The sequence below is a fragment of the Methylobacterium sp. J-088 genome, from assembly GCF_022829295.1.
GTDB lineage: Bacteria > Pseudomonadota > Alphaproteobacteria > Rhizobiales > Beijerinckiaceae > Methylobacterium.
Map to the genome: position 1 here is coordinate 1 of NZ_JAKSYH010000014.1, position 21,769 is coordinate 21,769.

The 21,769-nt window shown below is 69.8% G+C and carries 24 protein-coding genes and 2 pseudogenes; 7 read left to right on the forward strand and 19 right to left on the reverse strand.

The window, feature by feature from the left end; translation table 11 throughout:
* Positions 1-209: 209 nt before the first annotated feature.
* Positions 210-1,577 (reverse strand): 8-oxoguanine deaminase, encoded by a 1,368-nt coding sequence (locus MKK63_RS00370; protein WP_243997641.1) that lies wholly within the window; start codon positions 1,575-1,577, stop codon positions 210-212.
* A gap of 83 nt (positions 1,578-1,660) precedes the next feature.
* Entirely contained in the window at positions 1,661-2,089 is a 429-nt protein-coding gene (locus MKK63_RS31865; protein ID WP_313901725.1) for a DUF305 domain-containing protein, read from the reverse strand.
* Between the two features lie 269 nt (positions 2,090-2,358).
* Between MKK63_RS31865 and MKK63_RS00385 the strand changes: the two genes are divergently transcribed.
* Together MKK63_RS00385 and MKK63_RS00390 are read left to right on the forward strand one after the other, a co-directional pair.
* Entirely contained in the window at positions 2,359-2,883 is a 525-nt protein-coding gene (locus MKK63_RS00385; RefSeq protein WP_243997643.1) for a MarR family winged helix-turn-helix transcriptional regulator, read from the forward strand.
* Positions 2,880-3,587 carry a response regulator gene (locus MKK63_RS00390; protein ID WP_243997645.1) on the forward strand — a complete coding sequence of 236 codons (708 nt, stop codon included), beginning with the start codon at positions 2,880-2,882 and terminating at the stop codon, positions 3,585-3,587. Before MKK63_RS00385 ends, MKK63_RS00390 begins: the two co-directional genes overlap by 4 nt.
* Before the next feature lie 138 nt (positions 3,588-3,725).
* On the opposite strand, the gene MKK63_RS00395 is transcribed toward MKK63_RS00390, so the two are convergent.
* From MKK63_RS00395 to rho, 15 genes and pseudogenes are all read right to left on the reverse strand, one after another.
* On the reverse strand, positions 3,726-5,648 hold the full coding sequence (locus MKK63_RS00395; RefSeq protein WP_243997647.1) for a putative bifunctional diguanylate cyclase/phosphodiesterase: 1,923 nt from the start codon (positions 5,646-5,648) through the stop codon (positions 3,726-3,728).
* A gap of 354 nt (positions 5,649-6,002) precedes the next feature.
* Entirely contained in the window at positions 6,003-6,239 is a 237-nt protein-coding gene (locus tag MKK63_RS00400) for a hypothetical protein (protein WP_243997649.1), read from the reverse strand.
* Between the two features lie 110 nt (positions 6,240-6,349).
* Positions 6,350-7,177, reverse strand: coding sequence for a 2-keto-4-pentenoate hydratase (locus MKK63_RS00405; protein ID WP_243997651.1), 828 nt, complete (start codon positions 7,175-7,177; stop codon positions 6,350-6,352).
* A 45-nt stretch (positions 7,178-7,222) separates the two neighbouring features.
* Complete coding sequence (locus MKK63_RS00410; RefSeq protein ID WP_243997653.1) at positions 7,223-8,101, reverse strand: TIGR01459 family HAD-type hydrolase; 879 nt, start codon at positions 8,099-8,101, stop codon at positions 7,223-7,225.
* A gap of 131 nt (positions 8,102-8,232) precedes the next feature.
* Positions 8,233-9,435 (reverse strand): PHB depolymerase family esterase, encoded by a 1,203-nt coding sequence (locus MKK63_RS00415; RefSeq protein ID WP_243997655.1) that lies wholly within the window; start codon positions 9,433-9,435, stop codon positions 8,233-8,235.
* A 175-nt stretch (positions 9,436-9,610) separates the two neighbouring features.
* Positions 9,611-10,333 (reverse strand): DNA polymerase III subunit epsilon, encoded by a 723-nt coding sequence (gene dnaQ, locus MKK63_RS00420; RefSeq protein WP_243997657.1) that lies wholly within the window; start codon positions 10,331-10,333, stop codon positions 9,611-9,613.
* A gap of 143 nt (positions 10,334-10,476) precedes the next feature.
* Complete coding sequence (locus tag MKK63_RS00425) at positions 10,477-10,878, reverse strand: type II toxin-antitoxin system VapC family toxin (protein WP_243997659.1); 402 nt, start codon at positions 10,876-10,878, stop codon at positions 10,477-10,479.
* The gene (locus tag MKK63_RS00430) at positions 10,878-11,123 is read right to left on the reverse strand and encodes a type II toxin-antitoxin system VapB family antitoxin (protein WP_243997661.1); all 246 of its coding nucleotides are present in this window, start codon (positions 11,121-11,123) and stop codon (positions 10,878-10,880) included. The genes MKK63_RS00425 and MKK63_RS00430 overlap by 1 nt, the downstream gene beginning before the upstream one ends.
* A 103-nt stretch (positions 11,124-11,226) precedes the next feature.
* Entirely contained in the window at positions 11,227-11,421 is a 195-nt protein-coding gene (locus MKK63_RS00435) for a hypothetical protein (protein WP_243997707.1), read from the reverse strand.
* Positions 11,422-11,559: 138 nt separating this feature from the next.
* Positions 11,560-12,372, reverse strand: a pseudogene (locus MKK63_RS00440) (SDR family oxidoreductase).
* Positions 12,373-12,437: 65 nt separating this feature from the next.
* Positions 12,438-13,061, reverse strand: a complete 624-nt coding sequence (coaE, locus tag MKK63_RS00445; RefSeq protein ID WP_313901726.1) for a dephospho-CoA kinase — start codon at positions 13,059-13,061, stop codon at positions 12,438-12,440.
* Positions 13,058-13,933, reverse strand: coding sequence for a shikimate dehydrogenase (locus tag MKK63_RS00450; RefSeq protein WP_243997663.1), 876 nt, complete (start codon positions 13,931-13,933; stop codon positions 13,058-13,060). Before MKK63_RS00450 ends, coaE begins: the two co-directional genes overlap by 4 nt.
* Positions 13,930-14,931, reverse strand: coding sequence for a cation diffusion facilitator family transporter (locus MKK63_RS00455; protein WP_243997664.1), 1,002 nt, complete (start codon positions 14,929-14,931; stop codon positions 13,930-13,932). Before MKK63_RS00455 ends, MKK63_RS00450 begins: the two co-directional genes overlap by 4 nt.
* A 12-nt stretch (positions 14,932-14,943) precedes the next feature.
* A complete protein-coding gene (locus tag MKK63_RS00460) occupies positions 14,944-15,555 on the reverse strand; it encodes a Maf family protein (RefSeq protein ID WP_243997666.1) in 612 nt (203 codons plus the stop codon).
* 284 nt (positions 15,556-15,839) lie between these two features.
* Positions 15,840-17,189 carry a transcription termination factor Rho gene (rho, locus tag MKK63_RS00465; RefSeq protein ID WP_243923013.1) on the reverse strand — a complete coding sequence of 450 codons (1,350 nt, stop codon included), beginning with the start codon at positions 17,187-17,189 and terminating at the stop codon, positions 15,840-15,842.
* Between the two features lie 432 nt (positions 17,190-17,621).
* Here rho and MKK63_RS00470 point away from each other — a divergent pair, with 432 nt between their 5' ends.
* From MKK63_RS00470 to MKK63_RS00480, 3 genes are all read left to right on the forward strand, one after another.
* Positions 17,622-18,125, forward strand: a complete 504-nt coding sequence (locus MKK63_RS00470; RefSeq protein WP_243997668.1) for a DUF3429 domain-containing protein — start codon at positions 17,622-17,624, stop codon at positions 18,123-18,125.
* Between the two features lie 305 nt (positions 18,126-18,430).
* On the forward strand, positions 18,431-19,978 hold the full coding sequence (gene hisS, locus MKK63_RS00475; RefSeq protein WP_243997670.1) for a histidine--tRNA ligase: 1,548 nt from the start codon (positions 18,431-18,433) through the stop codon (positions 19,976-19,978).
* Between the two features lie 67 nt (positions 19,979-20,045).
* A complete protein-coding gene (locus MKK63_RS00480; RefSeq protein WP_243997672.1) occupies positions 20,046-20,294 on the forward strand; it encodes a hypothetical protein in 249 nt (82 codons plus the stop codon).
* A 148-nt stretch (positions 20,295-20,442) separates the two neighbouring features.
* Here the strand turns inward: MKK63_RS00480 and MKK63_RS00485 are convergent, their stop codons facing one another.
* On the reverse strand, positions 20,443-20,775 hold the full coding sequence (locus MKK63_RS00485; protein ID WP_243997674.1) for a hypothetical protein: 333 nt from the start codon (positions 20,773-20,775) through the stop codon (positions 20,443-20,445).
* On the opposite strand from MKK63_RS00485, the gene MKK63_RS00490 reads away from it, so the two are divergent.
* Positions 20,774-21,007: a hypothetical protein gene (locus MKK63_RS00490; protein ID WP_243997676.1), complete on the forward strand. Its 234-nt coding sequence runs from the start codon at positions 20,774-20,776 to the stop codon at positions 21,005-21,007. The two genes, MKK63_RS00485 and MKK63_RS00490, sit on opposite strands and share 2 nt — an antisense overlap.
* A gap of 19 nt (positions 21,008-21,026) precedes the next feature.
* Positions 21,027-21,446 carry a hypothetical protein gene (locus MKK63_RS00495; protein ID WP_243997678.1) on the forward strand — a complete coding sequence of 140 codons (420 nt, stop codon included), beginning with the start codon at positions 21,027-21,029 and terminating at the stop codon, positions 21,444-21,446.
* Here the strand turns inward: MKK63_RS00495 and MKK63_RS32125 are convergent.
* Positions 21,371-21,724, reverse strand: a pseudogene (locus MKK63_RS32125) (histidine-type phosphatase); the annotation flags it as partial. The gene MKK63_RS00495 and the pseudogene MKK63_RS32125 overlap by 76 nt on opposite strands.
* Positions 21,725-21,769: the final 45 nt, after the last annotated feature.

The following is a 21,769-nucleotide window of genomic DNA, read 5'->3' on the forward strand; positions in this document are numbered from 1 at the left end:
CCCCTTGCGGGGAGGAGTTGGAGGTGGGGGTGGCTCAGGATCGAGCGCTGCGGTGCCTTCTGCACCACCCCCACCCCTGACCCCTCCCCGCAAGGGGGAGGGGAAATACGCTTGCTCTATCGATGATTGAGAAGGGCCATAAGTGGGATACCTGCGCCTAGCCCAAACACCTTAAAAGGGCTGGTCGCAGACCTTTTGAAACCAAGACTTTAGGCGCCCCCGAACAACGCCACCGCCAGCCGCGAATGGTCCTCGCGCAGGCGACCCACATCGACTCCCACGGGCTGCCCGTCGATCACCCGCCAGCGCCCCGCCACCATCACCCGGTCGGCCCGGGTCGCGCCGCACAGCACCAGCGCCGCCAGCGGGTCGTGGGCACCCGAGAACCGCAGCTCGTCCAGGGTGAACAGCGCGAGATCCGCCTCCCGCCCCGGCTCGATCCGGCCGATATCGGAGCGGCCGAGGCACGCGGCCGAGCCCTCCGTGGCCCAGCGGAGCGCGTCGAGATGCGTCACCGCCTCCGCGCCATAAGTGAGCCGGCTCAGCATCACCGCGTGGCGCACACCCTCCATCAGGTTCGAGCTGTCGTTCGAAGCCGAGCCGTCGACTCCGAGACCGACGGGGGAGCCCGCCGCCTCCAACTCGCAGGTGCGGCAGTGGCCGGACGCGAGCGTCATGTTGGAGGTCGGGCAGTGGCATACGCCGACCCCCGCCTTGCCCAGCCGGGCCACCTCCGCATCGTTGAAATGGATGCCGTGGGCCAGCCAGACCCGGTCGTTCAGCCAGCCGACCTCCTCCAGATACTCAACAGGGCGGCACTGGAACATCGATTGGCAGTAGGCATCCTCGTCGAGCGTCTCGCCGAGATGGGTGTGCAGGCGGCAGCCGTGGCGGGCGGCCAGATCCGCGCTCTCGCGCATCAGGCGCTGGGTCACCGCGAAGGGCGAGCAGGGGGCGAGACCGATCTGCACCATCGCGCCGGGGGCGGGATCGTGGAACAGGTTCAGCACCCGCTCGCTGTCGGAGAGGATCGTGTCGTCGTCCTGCGTCAGCGCCTGAGGCGGCAGGCCGCCTTCGCGGTCGGACAGGCTCATCGAGCCGCGGGTGATGAAGGCGCGGATCCCGAGATTGCGGGCCTCGTCGACCTGGACATCGACCGAATCCTCCAGACCCTTCGGAAACAGGTAGTGGTGGTCGCCCGCCGTGGTGCAGCCCGAGAGCAGCAGCTCGGTATAGGCGACGCGGGTGGCCAGCCGGAACGCCTCCGGGGTGATCCGCCCCCAGATCGTGTAAAGCGCCTTCAGCCAGGGGAAGAGCGGCTTGTTGATCGCGATCGGATGCGCACGGGTCAGTGTCTGGAAGGCGTGGTGGTGGGTATTGATCAGCCCGGGGATCACCACGTGGCGCGACGCCTCGAAGGTCTCGTCCACCGGGGCCGCCGGCCGGGCACCGGCCGCCACGAGCTCGACGATCCGGCTGCCCGCGACGACGATCCCGCCCTCAGCCCCTGCGGCCAGGATGGCGAGCGGATTGCGGATCCACAGGCGGCTTGGTGCCGCTCCAGCTTCGTGCGCCATGTGTCCGACCGATCCTGTTGCCCCGACAGCCCTGCGTAGCGGAGCCGACGGAGTGCGGGCAACACCGCAATCGCCGCGCTGCGCTACCGGATACCCGCCCCGGGGGCCCAGGATTGTCCGCGCATTTCCGAACGCGTCCCCGCCTCCGGATCCCGGCTCCGGTAAGACTCGGCCGTCTGGACGTGCTGCGGGCCGCCGCCCGGCGGCACCGCCACGCCGCGTTGCCCGAGCCAAGCCTCCATCTCGGCGATCTCCCGCTGCTGCTCGACGATCACCGCCTCGGCAAGCTGCCGGGTCCAGGGGTCCTTGGCGTGCGCCAGGGCGACCTGTCCCATCGCGATCGCGCCCCGGTGATGCGGGATCATCTGAAGCCGGAAATCGACATCCGGATCTCCGGTATAGGGGACCGCCATGTCGTGCATCATCTGGCCGTGCGCTGCCTTGAAGCCCCGGGTCGCCGGCGTGTCGGCCTCGGCACCGGTTCGGGCCGCGGGTTGCGCGTGACCATGCATATGGGACGGTGAACCTTCAGCGACGGCGGACCCCGCCGTCAGAAGCAGACCCAGTACCCATCCCAAGCGTCGCATATCGGTCTCCGCTGCCGCCGCGACGGCATTCGTTGCAGCGGCCCGGCAGGTTACCATGAGGGAACGGGCAAGGCAGCGCCGGCGTCCAGGGTTGACGGGCTCGGGCCGCCTTGAGAAACGTCATGGGGACTGACCTATCACCCGTTGGGAGCGGCCGCGCCGTGACACGGACAGCCCCGCGCCAAGACGTCTTCATGGAATCGTCTGTGGAGACCTTCGCGGCGAAACCCGTCCCGGGCGCCGCGCCGGCCGCCCTGGGCAGCGACGACCTGATCGAACTGCTGTTCTTCGCCTATCGCGACTTCGTGGGGGATCCCGACCGGATCCTGTCGGCCTACGGCTTCGGCCGGGCGCACCACCGGGTGCTGCACTTCGCCGACCGCTATCCCGGCCTGACCATCGCCGAACTTCTCGACATCCTGCGGATCACCAAGCAGAGCCTCAACCGGGTGCTGAAGGACCTGATCGGCCAGGGCTACGTCGTGCAGAAGCCGGGCGCGAGCGACCGGCGCCAGCGCCTCCTGTACTGCACGGCCTCGGGGGCAGAACTCGCGGCCGACCTGACCCGCGTCCAGGCGCGCCGCCTCGCCCGGGCGCTGGCCGCGCCGGATGCCCGGGGCTCGCCGGAGGACTTTCTGATGGCGATGATCGAGCCCGAGGACCGGCCGGCGGTCCAACGCCTGATGGCGCGGCGCGGAACCTCCGGGGGCGGCGCATGAGCCATCCCGTCCGGGCCGACCTGCCCGACGAGGCCCCGCACGTCCTCGTGGTCGATGACGACCGCCGCCTGCGCGAGTTGCTCACCCGCTACCTGACCGACCAGGGGTTCCGGGTCACCGCGGCGGCGAGTGCCGCCGAGGCCCGGGCGCGGGCGCAGAGCGTGGTGTTCGACGCCATGGTGCTCGACGTGATGATGCCGGGCGAGAACGGCTTCGAATACGCCCGCAGCGTGCGCGAGACATCCCGGGTGCCGATCCTGATGCTGACGGCCCGCTCCAACCCGAACGACCGGGTGATGGGCCTGGAAATCGGCGCGGACGATTACCTGCCCAAACCCTTCGAGCCGCGCGAGCTGACGCTGCGCCTCAGCAACATCATCAAGCGCAGCCCGCGTCCCCGCGCGGCGGCGGCCGAGACGGTGACCTTCGGGCCCTTCGCATTCCGGATCGACCGCGGCGAGCTGCGCCGGGACGACGAGATGATCCGCATCACCGAGCGTGAGCGGGAGATCCTGACCATCCTGGCAGCGGCCAGCGGCGCCAACGTGGAGCGCGAGCAACTCGCCGGGAGTGGCGGCGCCGCGGCGGAGCGCACGGTCGACGTGCAGATCAACCGCCTGCGCCGCAAGACCGAGGTCGATCCCGCCAACCCGGTCTTCCTGCAGACGGTGCGGGGGGTCGGCTACCGGCTCGCGGTGGATTGAGGCCGGGCCGCGTCCGGTCGGCCGACCCATCGCAGCGGACAATCGCTGCGGGGATCGATCACGAACCTGATCGGACGCGATCGAGGTGCATCCCGTAACACGCCCATCAGCCTGTCCGATCTCGGTCCGTCGGGTCTTCTATGCTTGGAGCCGATCTGCCGCTTCAACCGGCGTAAGCTTACGAAGAAGATCCTCGAACGGCATCGGCTTGGCGATGAAATAGCCCTGCATGTAGCGGCAGCCCTGCCGACGGGCGGCGTCCAGCTGCTCGGCGGTCTCGATGCCCTCGGCTATTCCTTCGAGGCCGAGGTTCCGGCAGAGATCCAGGATGGTGGAGACGAGGCTACAGCCCAGATCCGTGTCGATGCCGGCCATGAAGCTGCGGTCGATCTTGACCTTGTCCAGCGGCAGGCTGTGGACGTAGCCCAGGCTGGAATATTCAGTGCCGAAATCGTCCAGGGCGACCGCGATGCCCAGGGCTCGCAGCATGCGAATGGCCGCCTTGGCCTGATCGAAGTCGCGCATCAGCGCCGTTTCCGTCAGCTCCAGCGTCAACCGATGCGGATCGAAGCCGCTCGCGCGCACGGCGGCCAGGATTGCCAACACGGTGTCGGGTGAGGTCAGGTCTTGGGCCGACAGATTGAAGGACAGGCCGATCCCCGGCGGCAGCCGGGTGCCGTCGGCGAGCGCCTTGCGCAGGAGCAGGAGCGTAATGTCGTGGATGAGGCCGCACCGCTCCGCCGCGGCGATGAACCGGTCCGGGGACACGCGTCCGAGCTGCGGGCTGGTCCAGCGCGCGAGCCCCTCCACGAGGGCAATCTTGCCCGTGTCCGTATCGAGGATCGGTTGGTAGTGCAGCGTCATCTCGGCGGAGAGGTCCGCCGTGCGCAGGGCGGTCTCCACGATCTGCTCCGCCCGGATGGCGTCCTCGTGCTCCTGTGAGAACAGGATCGTCTTGCCGCGACGATGCTCCTTCGAATGGTAGAGCGCGTAATCGGCGCGGTCGAACAGTGCATCCGCGTCGCGCCCGGCCCGGGGATACTTGGCCAGACCACCCGAGCAACCCGTGACGACCTGGATGTTGCCGAAGCGGATCGGCTTCGCCAGCGCGGCGCAGATGGCATCGCAGAACGCGATGATCTCCTCGGGCGGTCCAGGGTTCCGGACGAGGATGCCGAACTCGTCCCCGCCCAGGCGCGAGACGGTGACGTTCTCGTTGGCGAAGGCCGCCAGTCGCGGGCCGATCACAGCCAGAACCCGATCGCCGACCACGTGTCCGTAGGTGTCGTTGACCGGCTTGAAACGGTCGAGGTCGAAGATCGCCAGGGCGAAACGTGCGTCGTTCCCCGCCGAGGCCTGGATGAGCTCGCCGAGTTTCTGGAAGAAATAGCGTCGGTTGGGCAGCTCGGTGAGACTGTCCGTATGGGCGAGGCGCGCATTCTCGTCCGAGAGCCGGTCAGCCTCGGCCTGCGACGCGACCAACTGGACGAAGGCCCGGAAATTGTTGGCGAGGACACGCATCATCACCACGGTCACGAAAGCGGTGTTGACGGCGATCGCCAGGAACACGTGGTTCTGACTGGTGATGCAGCAGAACAGAAAGACACCCATCACGATGCCGGTCACGAGAAAGGCCGCGACCGGCAGGTGGGTGAGACAGAAGATGCAGGCGATCACCGTGATCGCCACGAAGATCGCCACATGGCCCTGCTCATAGGGGCCGCCGTAGCCGTTCAAGATCATCGCCCAACTGACGAACGCGACTGAAAAGACCGCCGTCAGAGCCGTCGTTCGACGAAGTTGGATAGCAGCCTGGTCCTGGCTCATCTCATCGACGCGCATGCGCCACCACCGGACCGCGCGCAGCACGCAAACGGTGACCAAAACACCGGGAAATCCGAGAGTCAGAAGGACTGGTGCCAATGGATAATGCGTTACAGCGAGCGCACAACTATTAACAGACAGCAGGACATAAAGGGTTGGGATGTGCTTCCGCAGCTCCGTCAGCTGGCTAATGCATGTGGGATCTTTGGCGTGATGGATCCGCACCAGATTTAGCATTCTATGATCATGCCCAGATACGATCGCGCGCGGTCTTTTTGTTCGACTGTTGATCGTAGAATGGAATCATTAAAGGCATCTTTCGAATATCTTCGTTTCACCCACCTACAGTTATATCTGATTTTATGTGTACTATCAGACAGTCGATTTCCACGGAATGGCACTGTGGCGACTGCGCCCGAACGGAAGACTAAAGTCGGACTGCAACGCAAAACGATCTGAAATGACGGTTCGTCAATGACTGCAATCGGGACGCGTTGGCGACCTTCCGTATGCCCGGCATGGGTCGCAAGAACGTCGCTGACGCACGACCCCATCGGGTTCAGACAACAAAGGATTAGCGCCGCGGGGGCGTCACACCGCGCGGGGCTCGTCGGGCTTCAGCTTGAGCGCCTTGGCGATCCGGGTTGACAGGCCGCCCACCAGGGACACAGCGGCCTGCGGGCCGGCCAGGCCGCGCACCGCCTCGAGCGCCGCCTCGGCATCGGGTTTCATCACCGCGTAGACCAACGGGCGCGCCGCCTTGCGGGGGCGCTCTGGCGTCACGGCGACGAGGAAGGTGTTGTAGCGTCTCCGAACGCGACCGGGCATGCTGCGGGATGTGGCATGTCGGCTAAGCATCGCCAAGGCCTGCAAGCGCTGAACGTCGGAGCCGGCGCGGGATGCGTCGCGAGTGGCGACGATAATCCCTGACCTCCGCCTCAGATCAAGGCGAGATCGATATCGGGCAACGGCAATCCGTCGAACCGGGCGCGCCAGAACTCGCCGGGCGCGAGCGGCAATGCATCGGTGAGGGTGCCGGTGGTGATGATCTCGTGCGCTGCGAGAGGCGGCGCTGCCGGATCGTTAGCCAGCACATCGACAAGATGGCCGAGGGCGGCGAGGGGCCCTGCGCCCATCACGTTCCGTCCGCCGCCGCGGTCCGCGCGCATGCCGTCCCGTAGCAGATCGACCGAGAACCGTTCGAGCCGGCCGATCCAGGCCGACCGCTCATCCGCGGCAATCGGCACACGCTCGCCGACCACCAGCAATCCGTGCAGCCCGAAGGCCGCGACCGTGTCGGGGGCGGTGAAGCGCCAGCCGGGATAGAGGGATTGCACGATCTCGAATCCGGCGGCCGCCCAGGCGACGCATCCGATCAGGGCCGCAGCGTCCATGCCGGGTTCCGGGGTGCGGGCGAGCCCGAACACGATCTCGGGCTCGATGCGCGGCTCGACGAAGGCGGAGAGCGCCACGGGGCCGGCCGATACGGCACGCGCGCGCAGGGTCGTGTCGTAGACGTAACCCCAGATCGGCGCGCGAACGCCGTACCGGTCCCAGAGGGTCGTGTTGGTGAAGCCGATCTTGCGGCCGACCACCCGCTCGCCCCGGGCGGCGCGCAGGCCGCGCACCGCCTCGGCGACCCGGTAGGCGGCCGGCAGGTCGAGGGCCGGATCCCAGCTGGTCAGCGGTGCGATCGGGCGGCGATGCTCGTGGGCGGCGAGGATCGTCCGGGCATGGGCGGCGGCGGGGACGGGGTCGGCTATCATGACTTGGTTAGCATCCGGCATGCCGGTGGCGACGTCCAGCGCCGGCTACCAGCGCAGCCGCTCGATCACCGCGTCCGGATGCACCGCCTGCCGGCCGAGCCACTCCGCGATATCGCCCAGCCGGTGGTGCTCGGCTGTGACGCCGAGTTCCTCCGCGTGGATGCCCCGGGCGACCAGCAGGCTCGCGATGCCGAAGCCGCGGGCCCCCGCGATATCGGTCCGGATCGCGTCGCCGATCGCCAGAACCCGGGCCGGATCGACCGGGGCGCCGGTCAGGTCGCCGCCCTTCACGAGCGCCGCCTCGTAGACCGGCCGGTGCGGCTTGCCGGCGTAGACCACCGGGCCGCCGATCTCCGCATAGGCCGCCGCCAGCAGGCCCGCGCAGGGGATCAGCCGGTTGCCGCTCTCCACGACGAGGTCGGGATTGGCGCAGATCATCGTCAGCCCACGGCTGGCCAGCCGCGTCAGCTCCGGCCGGTAATCCTCGGCGGTCTCACTGCGGTCGTCGAACAGGCCGGTGCAGACCACGAGGTCGGCCTCCGCCTCCGGCACCAGGGTGAGGTCGAGGCCCTGGAAGATGCCGAGGTCGCGCTCCGGCCCGATATGGCGGATCCGGGCGCCGGGCCGCGCCGCGATCAGGCCGCGGGTGAGGTCACCCGAGGTGAGGATCGCGTCGTAGGCCTCGCGCGGCACCCCGAACCGGTCGAGGATCCGCCCCACGCCGTCCCCCGGCCGCGGGGCGTTCGAGACCAGCACGACGCGGCGCGGCCGGTCTCCGGCCAAGCCACGGAAGCGGATCAGCGCCTCGCCCGCGGGCGCGTGCGCCGTCTGGCCGTCGTGCAGCACGCCCCAGACGTCGCAGAGGATCAGGTCGTACCGGTCGGCGACGTCGCCGAGGCCGTTCAGGGTCGGGATGGTGGTCATCGCAAGTCCTGGTTTCAAAAGGTCCGGGACCTTTTGCGGGTGCAGGGCAGCGCCCTGCGTTCGGCGACCGGGCTACACATCAGGGCTCCGCCCCGATACCCCGCCAAAGGGCTCAGCCCTTTGGAAACCCGTTACCGGCGTTTCGGGCCGAGGCGGTGTTCGGCGAAGAAGTCGAGCATCGCCCGGGAGGCGTCGGGGCCCTCGCGGTCCGTGTAGCTGCCCTCCGGGCGGCCGCCCGACCACGCGTGGCCGGCGCCGCGCACCCGCCAATCCTCCACCACCACCCGGCCGGACGAATCCCGGTAGCGGGTGCGGGTGAAGGGATGGCCGCGGCCTTCCATGGTTTCGGACCGGGCGGTCAGCCCCGCCACGTCGGCCTGCGCCAGGACCTGATCGGCATTGCGGACGCTCACCGTTCCGTCATCCTCGCCGTGGAAGACGATCGTGGGCACGCGGGTCGCCGTGGCGGGCGCACCGAACGGCGTCGCCGTGCCGAGTCCCGGCGCCCCGACCTGCATGGCCATCAGGGCCGAGCCGAGGTCGCGGGCGCAGCCGGCCGCGAGGCCCGAATGCACCCCCACGGCAGCGTAGAGGTCCGGATAGGCCCGGGCAATGTTGAGAGCGGCCGCGCCCCCCGCCGAGAGACCCGCGATATAGACCCGGCCCGGGTCGATCGGGTGCTCGGCCATGATCGCGCGGGTGAGCCCCGCGATGATCGCCGGCTCGCCCGAGCCGCGGGCCTGATCGCGGGGGTCGTACCAGTTCCAGCAGCGTTGGGCATGGGCCTGCCGGCTCTGCGCCGGGTAGGCCACGAACACGCCCGCGCGCTCCGCCAGGGTGTTCATGCCGGTGCCGGTGGCGAAATCGTCCGGGTTCTGCATGCAGCCGTGCAGCATGACGACGAGCGGAGCCCGGGTATCCGGACGGCTGGGGATGAACAGCTTGTAGTCGCGGCTGCCGGCGGACTCCGTGTGGCTCAGGGCCACGAAGCGGCCCCCCGGGGGTCCCGCGGCCTCGGCGGGCGACGCCGGCTGCCGCAGGGGCTTGCCCAAACCCTTCAGCACGGGTGCGAGGCCGCGCACGACCTCCCCGACCACCTCGCGCACCCGCGGGGCGGATTCGGACGAATCCCGATCCGTGCCGGGACGCGCATCAGGGGCGGGCGCGTCACGGCGGGCCTGCGGGGCACCGCCGAGGCTGCGCTGGATCAGCGCTGTGGCTTCGTCCAGACGGCCTAGACCGGTGAGGCGGGTCGCCTCGATCATGTCGGCCCAGGGCGAGGTGCCGGACCCGCGCATCGACTCTCCATCGCGGCTGCCGAGATCGTCGGTCATGCGTGCGCGCCTCGTTGTCTCGGCATTCCTGTCGCGGCTGGGACCTAGGCGACGAAGCCACCGCATGGACCATCCTCACCATCCGATCGATGGTACGCCGAGCTTGGATTGTGCACTGCAATAAACCGCGCCGTGCTGCACCGCAACACCCGGCGACGCGGGTCTGCCGGGCGTGTCAGGCCGGCTCGTCCGTGCCGATATAGTCGGACCAGATCGCGGCGGCACCGAGGCTCGCCCGAAAGACGTCGTGGCGGGCGCGTTCGCCCTCCGTCAGCCGGCTCCGGTATGGGCGCGGCGCCGCGGCGGTCGCCTGACGGGCGGCCGCTCCCGCGGTGGGGGCGGCGATCGCCACCTCCGTCAGCCCGAGACTGGTCTGCTTGCCGCCGAGCAGCTCGACATAGACCTCGGCCAGGATCTGGGCATCGAGGAGCGCCCCATGCTTGGTGCGCTTGGTGTTGTCGATGCCATAGCGAGAGCACAGGGCGTCGAGGTTGTTGGCCGCCCCCGGGTGCTTGCGCCGGGCCATCGGCAGGGTATCGACGACATCCTCCAGCCGGATCGGCGGCGGGGCGCGGTCCCCGAGCCGGGCGTATTCCATGTTGAGGAAGCCGACATCGAAGGGCGCGTTGTGGATCACGAGCCGCCCGTCGGCCAGGAAATCCAGGAGATCGCCGACGATCTCGGCGAAGAGCGGCTTGTCGGCCAGGAACGCGTCCGACAGGCCGTGGACGTTGAACGCCCCTTCGGACACCGCCCGCTGCGGGTTGCAGAAGCGGTGGAAAGTGCGGCCGGTGGGGATGTGGTTGAGCAGCTCGACCGCCCCGATCTCGATCAGGCGGTCGCCACCCTTCGCTTCCGTGCCGGTGGTCTCGGTGTCGAGGACGATCTCGCGCAGCATGAGGGCGACTCGCGGGCTTGAGAGGGGGAAACTCGGGAGGCATGCGACGCGCGTTCGGCATCGCCGATCCGGGGAATCTCGGGGTTATCCTACGGGACGATGCTGTCGCGTTCGTTATCGCACGGGGATCCCGGAGGCCGGGTCTACACGGCCCGGGTCAGATCCGTGTGTCCGAAATCCCGTCCCTTGAACAGGATCGGGTCGCGGTAGGCCTGGGCGCAGGCGTAGGACAGGCAGTCGGCGAGGTTGAGCTGCGCCGGGTGTCCCCGTCCTTTGCCGAAGCGTCGGAATGCCGCGACGGCCATCCGGCCGATGGCGTCGTCGATCGGCACGACGGCGATATCGGCCTCGGACAGGAACGCATCGACATCCTCTTGGACATCGGCGGGGTCTCGGTCGAGACGGCTCGCCAGGACGATACAGGTTTCCAGGCGGACCAAGGGTGAGGTCCGGCGCTGGCCCGCCCGCTCGATGCAGGTGGCGAAGAGTCCCGCCTCGGGCTCCTTGCAGAAGATCGCAACGAACGCGGATGTGTCGATGAACATCAACGCGTCCAGAGGGTGTCGCGATCCGCCTCGGTGACGGGACGGGGGTTGGGCCCGGCCTTGGCCAAGCTGCGATCCGCGATGGCCGCGAGGCGATGTGCCAGGGGTATCGTGGCGCGTTCGCGCTCCAGCGCGTGCTCCAGAGCCTGGATGACGGCTTCGGTGATGCCGGTCTTCCGACGCGCGGCGAGTTCCTGGGCAAGCGCATGCGCACGCGGATTCCGGACGTTCAGGGTCGTGGCCATCGCAACCTCTCTTTACAGGATCGTAAAGCCGTAAAGACGAGAGCGTCAATGCAGGGTCATCCGGCAATCCCTTCGGCTGTTATTGTCCAGAAGGCCGCGTGCTTCACCGCGACGTGTTGCGGTAGACGCAGACGCGCCCCTGGTCCTCGTAGCCGGCCGGGCAGGCGGTGACGCAGGCGCCGGCCGCGAATTTTTTCGGCGGCAGGCAGGACGTGGCGTATTGCGCTCCGGCTGGTGCGGTTCCGAGCAGGACGAGGGTGAAACAGGTCAGTCGCCCAGCGCGCCATCCGCGGCTCAACCCGGACCGGCGGACGGAAGCCTGTGGTGGCCGGATCGTCCACGCCATTCGCATCGCGGGCCGCCTCTTATCGCGCCGGTGCTTCCGAAGTTAGCGCGCTCGCTACGTCGAACGTCGCAAGGCGTGGGACGTATCCGCTCAACCCCCGGGGCAGGCCGCGGTGCCAGCGAGCGACCCGCCGTCGAGGCTGATCTCCGAGCCGGTCATGGAGGCGGCCTCGTCGGAGGCCGGCAGAATGCAGACCGCCGCGACCTCGTCCGGGGTCCCGAACCGGCGGAGCTGTGTGTCGGCGACGAGGGCCGCCATCCGGGCCGTGCGGTCGGGGCCGTCCCCCAGCATCGGCTCCCACATCGGCGTCAGGACTGCGGCCGGATGAACCGAATTGCAGCGCACGTTCAGGCCCTGCGCGGCGCAATACAGGGCCACCGTCTTGGTGTGGTTGCGGATTGCCGCCTTGGAGGATGCGTAGGCCGCCGCCATGGGAATGCCCACGAGGCCAGAGCGCGACGAGATGTTGATGATGGCACCCTTTCATGCCGGCCGCATCGCCCGGATGGCGGATCAGCAGCCGAGGAAGACACCATCGAGATTCTTGGCATGGACCGCGCGCCAGTCGGTCAGGGTGGTGGTCTCGGGATCGTGCGCGACCGGTCCGTCCTCGAAGCCGGTGACGCCAGCATTGTTGACCAACACGTCGAGGCGACCGTGCCGGGCGAGGAGATCCGCCATCACGCCGTCCCAGGCCGTCTCGTCGCGCACGTCGAGCGCGGCGAACTGCGCTTGATCCTCGCCGATCGCGGCGGCGACAGCGCGCCCGGTCGGCGCGTCGCGGTCGGTAACGAAGACGAAGGCGAAGGCGTCCTCGGCCGCGAAGGCCCGGGCGATGGCCTCACCGATGCCGCGGCCCGCGCCGGTCACGCGTGTCACCTTGCCCTGCAGCCGGTCCGACATGGTGTCCCACCTCCTGATGCGCGCTGGTCCACCCCGCGATTCGCCGCACCTGTTGGGGCCATGCCTTAACCCGGCGCACGGTCCCCCGTCAGCCGGGCGACGATCCGCGCCACCTCGGCCTCGGCCGCGGGAAAGCCCCGGCTCGTGTCGATGACGAAATCGGCCCGGGCGCGCTTCTCGGCATTGGGCATCTGCTTGGCCAGGATCGCCGCGAAGGTCGCCTCATCCATGCCGGGGCGGGCCAGCACCCGGGCGCGCTGGACCTCCGGCGGGGCGCTCACCACCGCGACCGCGTCGCAACGGCCGTCGCCGCCGGTCTCGTAGAGGAGCGGGATGTCGAGGACGACGAGCGGGGCTTGCGCGTGCCGGGCCAGGAACGCCGTGCTGGCAGCCCGGACCAGGGGATGGACGATCTGTTCGAGCGCCGTCATCCGGTCGGGCGCATCGAGCACCGCCGCGCGCAGACGCGTCCGGTCGACGCCGCCCGCCGCGTCGAGCACGCCCGGAAAGGTTGTTTCGATCGCCACTGCCGCCGCACCGCCGGGGCCGTAGAGGGCATGGACGGCCGCATCCGCGTCGTGGACCGGGACGCCGCGCTTGGCGAACAGCGCCGCGGTGGCCGACTTGCCCATGCCGATCGAGCCGGTGAGCCCGAGCACGACGGATCCGGACCCGGCCTTCGGCCTCACCGGGTCAAATTCGGGGCGAGATCCGCCACGATCCGGTCGCGCAGGGCGGGGGTGACGGTGGGGCGGGGGCCGAACCAAGCCTCGAAGCCCGGCACCGCCTGGTGGAGCAGCATGCCGAGGCCGTCCACGGCGGCCAGCCCCCGGCGGCGCGCCACCGCGAGGAGGTCGGTCTCCAGGGGCGCGTAGACGATGTCGGCCACCGCGGCCTCAGGCGGCAGCGGAGCGAGGTCGAGGGCGAGGGGCGGCTGGCCCTTCATGCCGAGCGACGTGGTGTTGACGAGGAGACCGGTCTCGGCGAGCGCCGCCGGCAGGTCGTCCCAGGCAAGGGCGTCGGCGATGCCGGGGGCGAGGGCCGCCACGGTCTCGGCCCGGGCCGGGGTGCGGTTGGCGACCAGGATGCGCCGCATGCCCCGCTCGGCCAGCCCGACCACGATCGCCCGGGCCGCGCCGCCGGCGCCCAGCACCACGGCGGTGCCGTTCCCGCGCGCGGGCCAGCCCTCTCCCAAGGTTTGGTCGAGATGGGCGCAGAAACCCGGCGCATCGGTGTTGTCGCCGCGGATCCGCCCGTCGGGCCCGACCACCAGGGTGTTGACCGCGCCGATCTTCTGCGCCCGCGGCGTCAGGGTGTCGGCGCGCGCGCAGGCCGCCTCCTTGTGGGGGATCGTGACGTTGCCCCCCCGGAAGCCCGAATCCGGCAGCGACCGGACGAACGCCGAAAAGGCCTGCGGGGCCACGTCCAGGCGCTCGTAGGAGCCGGAAATCCCGTGCTCGGCGAGCCAGTGGCCGTGGATCAGCGGCGAGCGCGAATGGGCGATCGGGTGGCCGACCACGAAGGCGCGCAGCACCGGGGCGCGGGACTGCGGATCGCTCACGCTGCGCAATCCTGCGCCAGCCGGCAGGCCGGGCCGCCGGCTTCCTCGATCTGCATCGTGGCATGGCCGATGCCGAAGCGTGCCCGCAGGCCCTCGGCGGTCTCGGTCAGGAATCCGTTGCCGGACAGGCGGTAGCCGTCTTCCATCACGAGATGGACCGTCAGGGCGACGCTGGTGGTGCTCATGGGCCAGATGTGCAGGTCGTGCAGGTCGGCGACGCCAGGTCGCCCACGCAGGAAGCCGGTCACGGCCTCCGGCGAGATCTTCTGCGGCACGGCATCGAGCGACATCGCCAGGCTGTCGCGCAGGAGCCCCCAGGTCGCCCAGACCACCAGGCCCGCGATGACGAGGCTGACCGCGGGATCGAGCCATGCGAGCCCGGTGAGCTGAATCACGAGGCCGGCAATCACCACCCCGGCCGAGACCGCGGCGTCGGCCGCCATGTGCAGGAAGGCGCCGCGGATGTTGATGTCGCCCTTGGCGCCGCTGGCGAACAGCCACGCGGTCAGGCCGTTCACCAGGATCCCGATGGCAGCCACCACCATCACGGTGGTTCCGGCCACGGGCTCGGGATGGGCCAGCCGGACCAGAGCCTCCCAGATCACCGCCCCCATGGCGATCAGCAGGAACACGGCGTTGAACAGGGCCGCCAGGATCGAGGAGCTGCGATAGCCGTAGGTGAAGCGCGCGGTGGCCTGCCGGCGCACGAGGATCGCGGCGACCCAGGCGGCGGCGAGACCCAACACGTCCGACAGGTTGTGGCCGGCATCGGCTACAAGCGACATGGAGTTGCTGAGATAGCCGTAGATCGCCTCCACCACCACGAAGACGGTGTTGAGCGCGATGCCGATCGCGAAGGCCGGCCCGAAATTTTTCGGGACATGCACATGGCCGCCATGGCCGCCATGGGAATGTCCGGCATGCGAATGCCCGCCATGGGAATGGCCATCGTGGGAATGCCCTCCGTGGCCGCCGTGCGAATGGTCATGTCCCGCCAAGGCGGTACTCCCTCAGAAAGCCAGAAGCCCGGCGGCGCGCAGCCGCGCGAGGAGCGGCAGCAGCGGCAGGCCCAGCACGGTGCTGTGATCGCCCGCGACCGATTCGAACAGGTGGATGCCCGGCCCCTCGAGCTGGTAGCCGCCGACGCTCGCCCGCACGCGATCCGCGCCGGCGCAGTCCACATAGGCCGCGATCGCCCGATCATCGAGGGGGCGCAGGGTCAGCCGGGCGGTCTCCACGAAGGTGTCGCGGACGGATCCGGCCAGCGCCACGGCGGAATGCAGGGCGTGGGTCCGTCCGGCGAGGCGGGCGAGCTGCGCCCGGGCCGCCGCGGCATCGGCCGGCTTGTGGAACACGATGCCGTCGCAGTCGAGCACCTGATCGGCGCCGATGACGACGCGTCCGGGATGCCGGGCCGCCACCGATTCGGCCTTGGCGCGGGCGAGGTGCAGGGCGAGATCGGGCGGGAACAGGCCGGCGCTCTGCGCCTCCAGGACGCGCTCGTCGACATCGGGGGAAGCGGTCTCGACCGGCAGTGCGGCGCTCTCCAGCAGGAGGCGTCGGGTCGGGCTGGTGGAGGCGAGGAGGAGCGGGGCCGAGCCGGTCCAGGGCGAGCGGAGCATCCCGCCAGTGTCACGGATCCGGCGACGGGCGCAAGACGGCGATCGTGTCGGGGGCTGCGACGAGCCCCGCCGTCGGAATGGACCGGCGGGCGGGGCTGTCGCGGGGCCGTTACGCAACCTGGCGCCCGAGATGACCGTGGCACGGGTCGGTTAGGGGAAGGTCAACGGCCCTATCGTGCGGCCGCTGATTTTCGTGTCGCGGCGGGACAGAGGCAGAGATACCGGCCCTCCAGCCCTTCACCTCAGAGGAGATGGAGGGCTGGGCTGCCCGTCGCGGAAGCGCCTCAGGTGTTCATCGAGTCGAAGAAGTCGCCGTTGCTCTTGGTCTGGCGCAGCTTGTCCATGAGGAACTCGATTGCGTCGGTGACGCCCATCGGGTTGAGGATGCGGCGCAGCACGTAGGTCTTCTTGAGCGCATCCGGCGGGACCAGCAGCTCCTCCTTGCGGGTGCCCGAGCGGGTGATGTCGATCGCCGGGAAGATGCGCTTGTCGGAGACCTTGCGGTCCAGGATGATCTCGGAATTGCCGGTGCCCTTGAACTCCTCGAAGATCACCTCGTCCATGCGCGAGCCGGTGTCGATCAGCGCCGTGGCGATGATCGAGAGCGAGCCGCCCTCCTCGATGTTGCGGGCCGCGCCGAAGAAGCGCTTGGGCCGCTGCAGGGCGTTGGCGTCGACACCGCCGGTCAGCACCTTGCCGGAGGACGGCACCACCGTGTTGTAGGCGCGGCCGAGGCGGGTGATGGAATCCAGCAGGATCACCACGTCGCGGCCGTGCTCGACGAGGCGCTTGGCCTTCTCGATCACCATCTCGGCGACCTGCACGTGGCGGGTGGCCGGCTCGTCGAAGGTGGAGGCGATGACCTCGCCCTTCACCGAGCGCTGCATGTCGGTGACCTCCTCGGGCCGCTCGTCGATGAGCAGCACGATCAGGTAGCACTCGGGGTGATTGAGGGTGATCGACTGCGCGATGTTCTGCATCAGCACGGTCTTACCCGTGCGCGGCGGCGCCACGATCAGGGCGCGCTGGCCCTTGCCGATCGGCGCCACGATGTCGATGATCCGCGGCGAGAAGTCCTTCTTGGTCGGGTTGTCCAGTTCGAGCTTGAACCGCTTCGTCGGGAAGAGCGGCGTCAGGTTGTCGAAGTGGACCTTGTGCTTGATCTTCTCCGGGTTCTCGAAGTTGATCGTGTTGACCTTCAGGAGCGCGAAGTAGCGCTCGCCGTCCTTGGGGCCGCGGATCGGGCCCTCGACGGTGTCGCCGGTGCGCAGGCCGAAGCGGCGGATCTGGGTCGGCGAGATGTAGATGTCGTCGGGGCCGGGCAGGTAGTTCGAGTCCGAGGAGCGCAGGAAGCCGAAGCCGTCCTGCAGCACCTCGACGGTGCCCGAGCCGATGATCTCGATCTCCTTGGCAGCGAGCTGCTTCAGGATCGCGAACATCAGCTCCTGCTTGCGCATGGTCGAGGCGTTCTCGACCTCGACCTCCTCGGCGAAGGCCGTCAGGTCGGTGGGCGTCTTCGCCTTGAGATCCTGGAGCTTGACCTCGCGGACACCTTCGAGGGCGGCGGGGAGGGCCGGCGCATCGGCCGGCTCCTCGGTCTCGATCTCGGCGAGGGCGTCGGGGTGTGGCGTCATGGGGTGTCTTGCAACCGACGGAGAAGGTGGGAGGGCCGGTTCTGTGCCACGCACCCGGGGGACGGGCGGCGATGGGCGGGCCGCGCTGCGGCGAGGGGCCCGAGGATCAGGGTGGCGAAACCGTTCTGGCAGGACCCTCACGGGCGCGCTACGGCGCAGACCTTGAGATGAGGGCCCGGTACGGATAACGCGTTTCGCCCCCACACTCAAGGGCCTTGCACGGAGGGCACGGCGAGAGGTGTGCTAAAGGCCCTCGCGGACGGGTTGCGTCGGGGTTAGACAGGCGACGCCGCGGACGGATTCGGAACCGGGTCCGCACGGGATCGTTCCCCGTCCCGGTGCTGCAGCGCAGCAGACCGTTAACCTGTTTCAGACCCGCAACCTGTTTCAGACCCGCAATCCGGTTCAGACCCGAAAGCCCATTAGACCACCATGCGCGACGATGCCGCCGGACGCACCATCACCGCCCACGAGCCGCGCCGGATCCCATGGCTCGACGTCGTGTTCGGCTTCGGCCCGATGGTGCCGATCGTAGTCGGCGCCGCGGCCGCTTGGTGGCTGAACGGACAGCCGCTCGACTACCTCGTGGCCCTGTTCACCCTGCTGTACGCGGCCTCGATCCTGCTGTTCCTCGCCGGCGTCCACCGGGGCGTCAGCTTCCGGACCGAGGGCGGCCCGCGGCTGTCGCAGATCGTCACGATGCTGGTGATCTACGCACTCGGGCTGTTCAGCCTGTTCTCCGCCGTGATGGGCAAGGCCGTGCCGGCTCTGGTGATGCTGATCCTGGGCTACGCCGTCGTCGGGATCTTCGATCCGATCGCGGCGCGCTCCGGTGCGGTGCCCCTGGCGCATGCCCGCCTGCGCCCGCTCCAGATGCCGATCGCCGTGGTGAGCCTCGCGGTCCTGCTCTGGCTGAAGCTGACGGCGCCGTACTGACGTCGTCCAGCGGCACGCGGCACAACGCGCCGTCGGATGCAGCATGTTCTCACCCGGACTAACGGATTCCTCGATCACGGTTGGAGAAGGCGAGCGGTATCAGAACACGCGCCTCTCCCTCCCGCCGCGGAGGGGGCAGGGAGGGCGCGTGGCGGATCCGGCCGAGCGCAGGGTCGCATCCGCAAACCGAATTCCCCTTTCGCACCGCATGCTCTAGAGCCCGGCCGCAGGATCCCCGGCCGCCGGGGACGATTCAATCCGATGCCGGATCCGTGTTCGGGTCCGCGAGAAGCGAACGCGCCCCCATGTCCAAGGCCGAGACTCCCAAGGCCGAGAAGGCCGACATCCTCAAGCCACGCCTGCCGCGCGGCTTCGTCGACCGGCGCGCCGGTGAGATCGCCGCGCAGCACCGGATGCTGGAGACGATCCGGCGGAGCTTCGAGCTCTACGGCTTCGAGGCCTTGGAGACCCCCTTCGTCGAGTACACCGAGGCGTTGGGCAAGTTCCTGCCCGACCTCGACCGGCCGAACGCGGGCGTGTTCTCGTTCCAGGACGACGACGAGGCGTGGCTGTCGCTGCGCTACGACCTGACGGCGCCGCTTGCCCGGTTCGTGGCCGAGAATTTCGACGCCCTGCCAAAACCCTATCGCAGCTACCGGGCCGGCTACGTCTTCCGCAACGAGAAGCCGGGGCCGGGCCGGTTCCGCCAGTTCATGCAGTTCGACGCCGACATCGTGGGCGCCGGCAGCGTCGCGGCCGATGCCGAGATCTGCATGCTGATGGCCGACACGCTGAACCGGCTCGGGCTTGGCGGCCAGTACGTAGTCAAGGTCAACAACCGCAAGGTGCTCGACGGCGTGATGGAGGCGGCGGGCCTCGCGGGTGACGACCGGGCCGGCCAGCGCCTGACCGTGCTGCGGGCGATCGACAAGCTCGACCGGCTTGGCGTCGATGGGGTGCGCGACCTCCTGGGCGCCGGCCGCAAGGACGAGAGCGGCGACTTCACCAAGGGTGCGGGCCTCGACGCGGCGGCGATCGGGCGGATCCTGGCCTACGTGTCGTTCCAGGCCAGTGCCGCGGACGGCGCCGACAAGGTGGCGTTCTGGGAAAAGTTCTTTGCCGGCTGGCACGACGCGGTCGGCGATTCGGAGACCGGCCGGGAGGGCATCGCCGAGCTGCATGCGATCATGCGCCTCTGCGCGGCCGCCGGCTACGGCCACGACGTGATCCGCGCCGATCCGAGCGTGGTGCGCGGGCTCGAATACTATACCGGCCCGGTCTACGAAGCCGAGCTGACCTTCCCGGTCATCAACGAGGACGGGCAAACCGTGCGCTTCGGCTCGGTGGCGGGCGGCGGGCGCTACGACGGGCTGGTCGGACGGTTCCGGGCCGAGCCGGTGCCGGCGGCCGGCTTCTCGATCGGCGTCTCGCGCCTGTTCTCGGCCCTGCAGCTCGTGAACAGTCCACTGCTCGCCGGCACCGACACCCCCGGGCCGGTGGTGGTGCTGGTCCTCGACCGGGAGAACATGGCCGACTACCAGCGCCTCGTGGCGCTGCTGCGCGCCGACGGCATCCGGGCCGAGCTCTATCTCGGCGCAGCCGGCATGAAGGCGCAGATGAAATATGCCGACCGCCGCCGCGCCCCGGTGGCGATCATCCAGGGCTCGAACGAGCGCTTGGCCGGCGAGGTCCAGATCAAGGATCTGATCGAGGGCGCCCGGGCGGCTGAGTCCATTGCCAGCAACGCCGAGTGGAAGGCCGCGCGGCCGGCGCAATTCTCCTGTCCGGAGGCCGATCTGGTGGCGCAGGTCCGTACCGTGCTGGCTCGGCACTTTCCGTCGACCGCCGGTTGAAACGCACAAGCCTCCGCGGCGTTGTTCCTGGTCGATGCCGCGACCGTGTCGGCAGGGAAATCCGGGGATGCGCTTCAAGACTCCCACGCTGATCCTGCCGGCCGTGCTGCTCCTTGCCGGCGCGGTACCGGCTTCCGCAGCCCGCCCGGTGCCCGGTCCGTTGCCCAGCGCCGTGGCGTCGGCCACGCCCGGAACCGGCAGCGCCCCGATCCTCAGCGCCGGCGTCGCGGGGGGCCCCGCGCTCGCTTCCCTGACCCGGAAGAAGCCGGCGCGGCGGCCCCGCGGCGCCCGTCTCGGCAGCGCCCGCCCGCTCTGAGGGCGCCTCCGACACTCGGTCACGGTTTCCCAAGGGCGAGCCCTTGGGCAGGGGTTCGGGGGCGGAGCCCCTGAGGCTCGACACCCGGCACCAGGGTTCTGCCCTGGACCCGCGCAAGGGCTCGCCCTTTCGAAACCGGGACGCGGCTCTACCGCACGCAGATCGGCGGCAGCGCGGCGCGGACCTTGGCGGCGAATGTCGCGAGGTCGCAGCCGCCGTCCCGCGCCGGGCAGATCCCGATCGCCAGCGGCAGCGCGACCGGCGGGTCGCGGGGGCCGAGCGGCCGGGCGGTGCGCAGCTGATCGAGGGTCTGGGCGTAGATCTTGACTCGAACCGTCCGCGCCCCGCTCTCGGGATGGCCCCAGACCTCGAAGGCCAGGGTGGTGTCGGGGGCCGTCGGGTCCGGCTGACCCGGGAGCGACCAGCCGAGGCCGAGGGCGCCCGACAGGCTCGACAGGGTGGTGTCGTGCCCGGCCAGCATGACGAGGCGCGCTCGCCCCGAGCGGCGGGACGCCGAGTCCCCGGGGCGCCTCGCCCTGCAACAGGTCGGCGAGCATCCGCAGCAGCGTCGCCGCGCGGAACTGGGCGATCTCGGGCGTCCGCCGCAGGAGGTCGGCCGACCGTCGGTGGGCGGGCAGCAGCGTCGCCAGGGTCTCGGGCGAGCCCTGCCCCCAGGCAACCTGTTCGGCCGGCAGGCCCTCCGCGTATTCTAGGAGCAGGTTCTCCGACACCATGGCGGCGAGCGCCAATGGACCGGCGATCTTCGGCCCGGCCGGCTCGGCGACCAGCGTGCTCGGACCGTCCAGGCAGGCGGCCGGGACCGCCGTGCAGGCCTGCGGGCCGAGGATCCGTTTCAGCGCCGCGATGGCCTTCTCGGACGGCTTATCGGTCACCGCGATCCCGCCCACCGTCCGGCTTTGGATCGCCGCCAGGGCCACGACCGGCTCCAGGGGGCAGACGCGCCCGCTGTCGAAGACCGGATCGATGGCACCCACCGGCCCATGGCGCGCCACGAGGCCGCAACCCGGGAGGACGGCGTCGGCCAGGATCTGGCCGCTCCGGCGGGTGCGGTTCGCGGCGCCGTCCGCCCAGACCTGCACGGCGTTCGGCGCCGGGCAGCCGGTCGCGGGCAGCAGCTCCGCCGCGGCATAGACCGTCCGCAGGTAGGCTCCCATCCGGGACAGGGCCTCGGCGCCGTGCGGGGTCAGCTCGCCCGGCTCGACCGGGAAGGCGGGCCAGGGCCGCCCGGTCTTAGCCTCCAGCGCAGCCGGCGAGGCGGTCGGCGCGCGGACGCCGTGGCGGGTGACCGTCACCACCCGTTCGAGCTTGGGCTCGGCTCGGGCGGGCGCCTGCGCCGCCAGGATCAGGGTCAGCGCGGCGGCGAGGCTCACCTGTCGCCGACCGGGGATCTGAAAGACGCGCCGAGTCATCCCGGGATCTTCTCCCCACCGTCGCCGGATGATCCGACCACCCGA

Bases quoted from the DNA above. Each gene is read 5' to 3' on its own strand.
- MKK63_RS00485 (WP_243997674.1), bottom strand. From the start codon at position 20,775: ATGCTGGCCGGGCACGACACCACCCTGTCGAGCCTGTCGGGCGCCCTC.
- MKK63_RS00425 (WP_243997659.1), bottom strand. From the start codon at position 10,878: ATGTTCATCGACACATCCGCGTTCGTTGCGATCTTCTGCAAGGAGCCC.
- MKK63_RS00390 (WP_243997645.1), top strand. From the start codon at position 2,880: ATGAGCCATCCCGTCCGGGCCGACCTGCCCGACGAGGCCCCGCACGTC.
- MKK63_RS00460 (WP_243997666.1), bottom strand. From the start codon at position 15,555: ATGCTCCGCTCGCCCTGGACCGGCTCGGCCCCGCTCCTCCTCGCCTCC.
- rho (WP_243923013.1), bottom strand. From the start codon at position 17,189: ATGACGCCACACCCCGACGCCCTCGCCGAGATCGAGACCGAGGAGCCG.
- dnaQ (WP_243997657.1), bottom strand. From the start codon at position 10,333: ATGCTGCGCGAGATCGTCCTCGACACCGAGACCACCGGCACGGAAGCG.
- MKK63_RS00405 (WP_243997651.1), bottom strand. From the start codon at position 7,177: ATGATAGCCGACCCCGTCCCCGCCGCCGCCCATGCCCGGACGATCCTC.
- MKK63_RS00400 (WP_243997649.1), bottom strand. From the start codon at position 6,239: ATGCCCGGTCGCGTTCGGAGACGCTACAACACCTTCCTCGTCGCCGTG.
- MKK63_RS00395 (WP_243997647.1), bottom strand. From the start codon at position 5,648: ATGCTAAATCTGGTGCGGATCCATCACGCCAAAGATCCCACATGCATT.
- MKK63_RS00370 (WP_243997641.1), bottom strand. From the start codon at position 1,577: ATGGCGCACGAAGCTGGAGCGGCACCAAGCCGCCTGTGGATCCGCAAT.
- MKK63_RS00410 (WP_243997653.1), bottom strand. From the start codon at position 8,101: ATGACCACCATCCCGACCCTGAACGGCCTCGGCGACGTCGCCGACCGG.
- MKK63_RS00430 (WP_243997661.1), bottom strand. From the start codon at position 11,123: ATGGCCACGACCCTGAACGTCCGGAATCCGCGTGCGCATGCGCTTGCC.
- MKK63_RS00385 (WP_243997643.1), top strand. From the start codon at position 2,359: ATGGAATCGTCTGTGGAGACCTTCGCGGCGAAACCCGTCCCGGGCGCC.
- MKK63_RS00470 (WP_243997668.1), top strand. From the start codon at position 17,622: ATGCGCGACGATGCCGCCGGACGCACCATCACCGCCCACGAGCCGCGC.
- MKK63_RS31865 (WP_313901725.1), bottom strand. From the start codon at position 2,089: ATGCATGGTCACGCGCAACCCGCGGCCCGAACCGGTGCCGAGGCCGAC.
- MKK63_RS00415 (WP_243997655.1), bottom strand. From the start codon at position 9,435: ATGACCGACGATCTCGGCAGCCGCGATGGAGAGTCGATGCGCGGGTCC.
- MKK63_RS00490 (WP_243997676.1), top strand. From the start codon at position 20,774: ATGACGAGGCGCGCTCGCCCCGAGCGGCGGGACGCCGAGTCCCCGGGG.
- MKK63_RS00495 (WP_243997678.1), top strand. From the start codon at position 21,027: ATGGCGGCGAGCGCCAATGGACCGGCGATCTTCGGCCCGGCCGGCTCG.
- MKK63_RS00480 (WP_243997672.1), top strand. From the start codon at position 20,046: ATGCGCTTCAAGACTCCCACGCTGATCCTGCCGGCCGTGCTGCTCCTT.
- hisS (WP_243997670.1), top strand. From the start codon at position 18,431: ATGTCCAAGGCCGAGACTCCCAAGGCCGAGAAGGCCGACATCCTCAAG.